The 8,063-nt window shown below is 32.8% G+C and carries 4 protein-coding genes; 2 read left to right on the top strand and 2 right to left on the bottom strand.

Annotated elements, in window-relative coordinates; all coding sequences use genetic code 11:
- Nucleotides 1–90 precede the first annotated feature (90 nt).
- Both JJD95_RS18685 and JJD95_RS18680 read left to right on the top strand, forming a co-directional pair.
- A complete protein-coding gene (locus JJD95_RS18685; RefSeq protein WP_291644775.1) occupies nucleotides 91–4,884 on the top strand; it encodes a DNRLRE domain-containing protein in 4,794 nt (1,597 codons plus the stop codon).
- Nucleotides 4,885–4,953: 69 nt separating this feature from the next.
- Nucleotides 4,954–5,427 (top strand): hypothetical protein, encoded by a 474-nt coding sequence (locus JJD95_RS18680; protein ID WP_291644774.1) that lies wholly within the window; start codon nucleotides 4,954–4,956, stop codon nucleotides 5,425–5,427.
- Nucleotides 5,428–6,560: 1,133 nt separating this feature from the next.
- Here the strand turns inward: JJD95_RS18680 and JJD95_RS18675 are convergent.
- On the bottom strand, nucleotides 6,561–7,661 hold the full coding sequence (locus JJD95_RS18675) for a hypothetical protein (protein ID WP_291644773.1): 1,101 nt from the start codon (nucleotides 7,659–7,661) through the stop codon (nucleotides 6,561–6,563).
- A gap of 249 nt (nucleotides 7,662–7,910) precedes the next feature.
- Nucleotides 7,911–8,051, bottom strand: coding sequence for a helix-turn-helix domain-containing protein (locus JJD95_RS20200; RefSeq protein ID WP_367114853.1), 141 nt, complete (start codon nucleotides 8,049–8,051; stop codon nucleotides 7,911–7,913).
- Nucleotides 8,052–8,063: the final 12 nt, after the last annotated feature.

Raw genomic sequence — 8,063 nt, 5'->3', positions numbered from 1 at the left:
ATTAGAGCCTAAACAAAAAGCACAAGTTGTATTCAATACATCTTGTGCTTTTCTATACATATTTAAAGGTGCTGATGTTCTTGTCTAAAAGTGAGGATTTACTGCAAATTAAAGTGTCCTCTAACATCTAGTTCTCAACCAGATACATCTTATTCTTCTATTATTTCTATGTATACGGGACTTACACCTAGTTATGGAGCTACACGTTCACTAGCTCAATTTAGTATGTCAAGTTTACCAAGTGATAGTAAAATATCAAGTGCTAATTTTAATGTTTATCAAACAAAAAGTGATGCAACCAATGTTTCTATAGATTTATTTAAAATTATTAGCAGTTGGACAGGCAGTTCTACATGGAACACCCAGCCTTCGACTAGCACAACAAAGGAGTCAACAGTAACTAGTAATACCTATAACCAATATTGGCAATGGGACACAACCCAACTAGTAAAAGATTGGTATAATGGTGTTCTGCCCAATTATGGATTAATGTTAAAACAACAAAGTGAATCTACAACACCTTATAGGGCATTTAATACTGTAAATAGCGGAAGTAATACGCCAAGGATTACCATTAACTATACGGTAGACCCTATAGGCCTCGAAGATTTTTGGAGCTGTACAAAAGATGGTGTGAATCCATCTAACGGTAATCTAGTTTTACAAAGTAATGATGTTTCAGTACCAGGCAAAGGACTACCTGTAAGTGTAACCAGGACTTATAACAGCAGAAAATCTAATGTTGCTAATAGCTTTGGTTATGGGTGGATTAGTAATTTAGAAGCTACGCTTGTGGACTCAGGTAGTGGACCAATTACTTTAATTGATGGTGATAATACTCGTCATATCTTTGGACAAAATGTATACGGAGGATATGAATCCCCAGGGGGAGTTTATTTAACACTAGTTAAAAACGGAGACGGAACTTATGCTATTACCCAAATAGATGGTACAAAAATTAACTTTAATACTAGTGGTAAAACCTCATCTTTAGTAGATACTAATGGAAATATAACTACTTATTCCTACGTTTCCAGCAAGTTAAGCACAATTACGGATGCATCAGGAAGAACAACAACAATTTCATATGGAACAAATGGATATGTTTCAAGTATAATTGATTCAGCAAGTCATACCACAAGCTACGAGTATGATGCTTCTAAAAATTTAATCAAGGTAACAGATGCAGCTTCAAATATTACATCCTTGGCTTATAATGCTGCTCATAAGCTAACTTCAGTAACTGATGCAAGAAATATCACAACGTCCATTGTTTATGATGCTTCTGATAGAGTCTCAACTGTTACCCTTCCTATAACAATAAATGGCACAGTTACAAATAGTGTAACCACTTATACCTATGACACAACAAATATGGTTACCACTGCAACAGATGGAGAAGGAAAGAGAATAGCCTATACCTACAATGCAAATGGAAATGTTGTACAAGTTACAGAAAATCCATTAGATGTAGCTAAAAAGGCGGTTACAACATACGCTTATGATAATAACAATAACCTTGTAGAGGTTATTGATGCAAATGAAAATAAGATAAGTGGAACATCTTCATATGTTTATACCTATGACTTAAATGGGAATATAACAAACGTTAAACTTCCAGAAAATCAGTCATCCACCTATAACCATGATGCAAATAATAATTTAATTTCACAAAATGATTTTAACGGAAACACAAGTTTATCGGATTATGACTCAAAAAATAACAACATAGAATCAACAGACCCCAATACTCAAACAGTTGCAAGTAGATATGATTCCTCAGGAAACCTATTGTACTCTACTGAGCCAATGTCAACAGCAGATAACCTTATATCAAATTCAAGCTTCGAAATGGATGAAAATGCTGATAATTGGTCTGATAACTGGACAAGCGCTACAGAATCAGGTAAAACAGCAACGTTTGCATGGCCAGCTACTTCAAAGTTTGGCAATAAATCTGTAAGTGTTTCGAATCCTACAGGCTGGGCAATTGCATATTCAGATACAGTGCCTTATGTAGCAGGAGATAAATATATAGTCAGTGGATATGTAAAAACCACAGGAACTACAAATACCGCCATTGTAAAGGTAGAATTCCTTGATTCTTCAAACAATTGGCTTGGACAAAAATCTGCCTATGCTCTAAAAGGTGACCATGACTGGACACGCATTCAGGCGGTGGTTGACAGTTTTCCTTTAAATACATCAAAGGTAAGGGTATCCGTAGGATTAAATGCGGGTTCAGGTACAGCGTATTTTGATGGAATTCAACTTGAAAAAGGAACAGTTTTAGGTGCATATAACCTGGTAGACAACTCAAGCTTTGAAAAAGACATAGATGTCAATAAAGTTCCGGATAATTGGATAACCAGCAGTAACTTATCAGTAAATGATGGCATACAAAGCAGTGAGGTTTATACTGGTAACAATGCGTTTAAGCTTACTGGAGAAAGTGGAAAGAATAAATATATAAAACAACATATAAATTACTCAGGAGCTGTAAATGATCCTCTTACTCTATCCGGTTGGTCTAAACAGGTTGGAGCAAGCGTTAATGGAGGGGACTATTCACTTCAGATTGCAATAAATAATACCGATGGAACTGTTGACTGGACAAATGGTAATGATTTTAGTAAAACTGACACCGGCTGGCAGCATGTAGCATCAGCAGAAATAAAACCCAAAAAAGCATTAAATTCAGTGGATGTATATTACTATTTCTATAATCAAACAGGTTCTGCATATTTTGATTCTATGCGTCTTGAGGCTCAAGGAACTTTTACAACAAATAGCTATGATGCAAAGGGAAACTATGTAACGAGCGTAAAAGATCCAAATGGAAATACTGTTTTACTGGGTAATGATGCTGCTGGAAACAAAACCAGCGTTACAGATGCTAAGAGTAAAATAACTTCCTTTGAATATAATCCTTTAAATCTTCTTACAAAGGTAACAGATGCAAAAAATGGAGTTACTTCTTATAATTATGATGGTAATGGTAACAGGACAAAAGTAACTGATGCCAAAAATAATGCCACAAACTACAATTATAATGAATTTAATACCGTTTCTACGATAACAAACCCATTGAATCAAATACTGCAATTTGGGTACGATAAAAATGGAAACACAACAAAAATAATATTCCCTAAAGGTGATACCGCATCTTACACTTATGATGGTTTAAATAGAAATGACGGAGTATACTATAATGGAACACAAAAGTGGGGATTAGGTTACGATGCAAATGGTAATTTAATAACTGCAACTGAATCTTCTTCAGGTAAAGCTACAAGCTATATCTATGATAAAAATAATAGGGTTACTGAAGTTTCAGAGGGTGCATCAAACAAGATTCATTATACCCTTGACGATAACAATAACCAGACAAATCTAGCTATAACAGCAGGAAGCACAACAGTAAACAATGGATCTCGTTATAACTCTTTAGATCAGCTTATAGCACTATCAAGAAACAGCAGTAATATAGTTTCATTTGTATATGATGAAAGAGGCAATGTAATATCCGCTAACCGTTTTAACGGCACATATACTGCATTTGAATATGATGGTGGAAATAGGATTACGTTAGTTAAAAACTATAGAGGACTTGGAATGTTGATAGACTCATACAAATATAGTTATGATGCAAACAACAATATAACAAGTGTTGTAACAAATACAGGAACTATTTCATATCAGTATGATGACTTAAATCAGCTCACTCAGGAAACTTTACTTAATGGGAGTGTAGTTTCATACGAGTATGATGCTGCGGGAAATAGAACAAAGAAAACAGTAAATCAAGCTGGAACTATAACTACAACCAATTACACCAATGATTCTGGAAATCAGCTTACAGCTGTTAATGGTCAGGCATACACATATGATGCAAATGGCAACCTTACAAGCAATGGTGCTAAAACCTTTGTGTATGATATAGAAAACCATTTAACTCAAGTAAAGAATTCTGTTGGTACAGTCATAGCTTCATTTGCTTATGACCATGAAGGAAAAAGAATTAGCATGACAACTCCAAGTGGAACAACTTCCTTCCACTATAGTGGTGATAAGGTAGCATATGAAACAGATTCTGCTAACAATATTACAGCAGAGTATACATGGGATGCTCAAGGCAACCCTGTAACAATGACAAAAAGTGGTGTAACTTACTATTACCATGTAAATGCACATGGTGATGTTACTGCCCTTACAGATGCTGCTGGAAATATTGCAGCACAATACAGTTATGATGCATGGGGCAATATACTGTCTCAAACAGTGGTTATGGCATTAAGTAATCCATATAGATATGCAGGGTACAGATATGATGAATCTACAGGATTGTACTATTTAATGGCTAGGTATTATGATGCTAATGTGGGAAGATTTATAACTAGGGATACGTTCCATGGGGTTGAAGATAATGCATTAACGCTGAATCAATATGCTTACTGTAATAATAATCCTGTGATGAATATAGATCCCACTGGACATTGGACATGGAAACAATCTATGAAGTCTCTTTTCCATAAAATTATTCGCTCATTAGCAAGTGATTTTAGGACAAACACATTAACAAATATAGCTTTCTTTTTTTTAGGAGGCATAGGAGGTGCATCATACGCTTATAGAGCTGCACGATCTGGATTTACGATGCTTGAAAGACACGTATTGAGAAGATCAGTTATTGGATTTATCAAAGGATCTATTGGAGGTTACTTTTTGGGGAAAGCCTTTCCAATAGTAGGTAAAATCTTATCCGTCGGCAATAAATTGTTTAATTATGAGGGATGGTTTAACAGAAACCCAGTAGGGAGGGCTATTGATAATGCTATTACTTATGCTGAACGACGATTAAATAAAATGGTTGATGCATGGTAATGATATAATATCAATCTTATAATTTATTTATCTACTCTCACTTTTCTTTTCAAGGAGGCATTGTGTATAATGGATGGTAGTCTATTTAATGTAATTAAAGGTATTTTAGGTTTAGGCATTTTTTCATGGATAATTTATAAATATTATTTTAAATCATTTAAAAATCTAAAAGACTATAATGATAGAGCTATTTATTATGAAGTTATCCATCATAATAAAATAAAAGCAATAAATATTTTAAAGAAATCTCTTTATCTTGAAAACTTAACTGATATGGAAATATCAAGTATTAATCTAGATATAGGCATTTTATATTATAAAAAAAAGAATTATGAACAAGCTATTAGATACTTTGACAAAGCTTTCAGAATGACGGCAAAAATTAAATTCTTATACGAAAAAAAATATATATGTGTAATAAAAGCTTACATTTACGTAAATCAAAAACAAAAATCGATTGATCTGTATTATAACTTAATTGACCGACAAAGCTATGATTCAAATTTCAAACGCATAAAAAAGTTGGATAAATTATTATTTTAAATTAAAGCTAGTAAAGAGAAAACTTTTAATATTTAAAAATTGTAAATTTTGAAATAAGGTGTTTTGACCATTCCCACCGAAAAGGTATATTATATTAAATTTAGTACGCTCATAAAAACCCCATATAGCCATCAATCTAAGCTACATAAGTTAACTTATATAGCTTAGATTGATGGCTATGAAAATTTCCCGGCTGGCTGAGCATTTTTATCAGTTTTAATAGCAGAATCATTACTTTCTATTAAAAAATGAAGTGTGATTTTCAAAACTTGCACGTGTTTTGGGTTTTTGATCAGCCTGCCGGGGCATGTTAAAAAATTGTGAATGGAATTTGTTTAGCTATGGATAAGATAAAAATAAAAATGGGAACACAATAAAAGTAGGGGCTTAGTTACAATGCAAATGGTAATTTAACATCGAGTCTCCTTCAGGAAAAACTACGTGTACATCTATGATAAAAATATCAGAATTACAGAGACTTCAGAGTGGTAACAAACAAGATACTCTTGACGACAACGATAACCAGACTAATATAGCCATCACTCAGCAAACTCAACATTATAGTAGTGATAATGTAGAATATGAGACAGATTCTAATAACAATATTTCGGCGGAGTATACATATGATGCATGCGGTAATATTTTGTCCAAAACATGGGCTATATTTTTCATCCCTTCCGGTACATTTGATTATATGTAACATAAATTTACTTAAATTACAATTCAGCAACCGTTTATAAGTATTAGGAAATTATGTGCAATATATTACTATTTTTTTGCGTATGTTTTTGGGAAATATTATAATATCCCTATATCAAGTAAATGACAACCGACACTCAACACTCCTCAATAAAAATCTGTATTGTCCCTACCATCATATTTACAATGTCACCTCGCTTTTTGCCTATTAATCTTTGGGTAACCAGCAGAGCAAAAAAGTCGGGTTCTTTTATACATCAGATTTCTTAAGTCCGCCTCAATTTGAATGAAATTATTCTTACCACCTCGATAATCTTCTCATAGTTTCTTAAGGTGGTCACCCATACCCTCCACTGTAACTGGATATATGAATTCATCAAGTTTTTTACTCATCAATTTCACCTCGTTTTTACGCCATTTTAGTATATATTATTTCAATCTCTCTGTGCCTTAATTTCCTCTTCCAGCAAGTATTCCTCAAACCTGCCATATCTGGATGCTTGTGTTTTTGATAAGCCAAAGGCTTCTATTAGCATCAGTGGTCCAAATATTGCTGACAAAGATTGAAAGCACGTTATCCGAAGTTGTTTTGTTGTATAACCGGTTAATTCTTTTACTTTGCGTAGAATAGCACGAGCACCTAATGGCTTGTTTTCATATATTTTAGCCCCTCGATCTCCAATAATTAAGTAATCTCTCTTTTTATTATTCCTCATTTGAGTACGCATCTTTGAGTAATTTTCTAATGAGATTAAATCTTCTATTAATAAATATACAGGTGGTCTATCCTTAATATTTATTTTTTTAGCAAGTAGATCAATATCCGAAAGCTTAATGCTTTGAATTTGTTTTGTTGAAATGCCATGATAAAAGCATAAGCTACTTAAAAATCCTCCTAGTGGATTTAAATGAATACTTTTTTGTATTAATATAGCTACTCGTTTTTGATCATTTATATTTAGTGGTTCCATAACTAATGGTAGCTCTCTACTTGGATAATTAATCATTGGTATGTAAGTTATTATTTTTTTTTGCTTAGCCATCTTAAATAAAACATATAAATCTTTTCTTACTAGTTCTCTATTAGTAGGATTCAAAGTTAATAAAAATTCATTTATATGTTCTTCCTGTATAAGGTCCCAGGAACTCACTTCTGCATGTTCCTGGATAATCCATTTTGCTAGTTTAATGAATATATTAAGATCACAACTGATAGTAATTAATTTCAAAGGTTTTACTTCATTATTGCTTATTTGGCGTTTTCTTAGCTCTAGACGGACATTACAATAAATTTCCATTAGCCTTGCGAATTCTTTGGGACATCTCTCAATTTGTTTTAATATTCCTGTCATTATTGCATCATTTTTATCAGGTAATTTTAATATTCCTTGTTCTTCTAAAAAACATAAGAGGCTAATTTTTACGTTATTTAATGTTTTTGGTCCCCCTTCACACTTTTTTTGTAGCCATTCCAAGTTTATTGTATATTGATTCAAGAAATCATTCTCAGCAAAGATAAATATTTTTTTTGCCATATCAATATTTTTCCTTCTTGAGGATAATTTTAAGCCTATATCTATTAAATATTCATTATATTTTGTTAGTAAATTAACTGACCATCTTTTACAAAAGATACTATCGAGATTAGAAGGGGTTAAAAGAGTATCTAAATGTACTTGATCACAGCAATTGAAACATTTCCTTTGCTTATTTTTGATTATACTTTCACTCAAATTAGTACCGCAAATTATACATTTCCTCATATCAATCATTTAATCTTACCATTAAATAGGTGGAAGTCTGTTATCATTAGATGCTTTCGCTAACTTTGGCTGCATATTACTATCTATATTTTGAGTATAAGTAGGAGTATGTTTCCATAAATCCGCAGGAGAACAGTCTAATGCAGTACATAACGCATCCATAGTATTAGCTTT

Origin of the sequence: Clostridium sp. (genome assembly GCF_016650035.1) — a bacterium.
Classification (GTDB): domain Bacteria; phylum Bacillota; class Clostridia; order Clostridiales; family Clostridiaceae; genus Clostridium_AD.
Note: the sequence above shows the minus strand (reverse complement) of the source record. Positions and strands in the feature narration are given on the sequence as shown.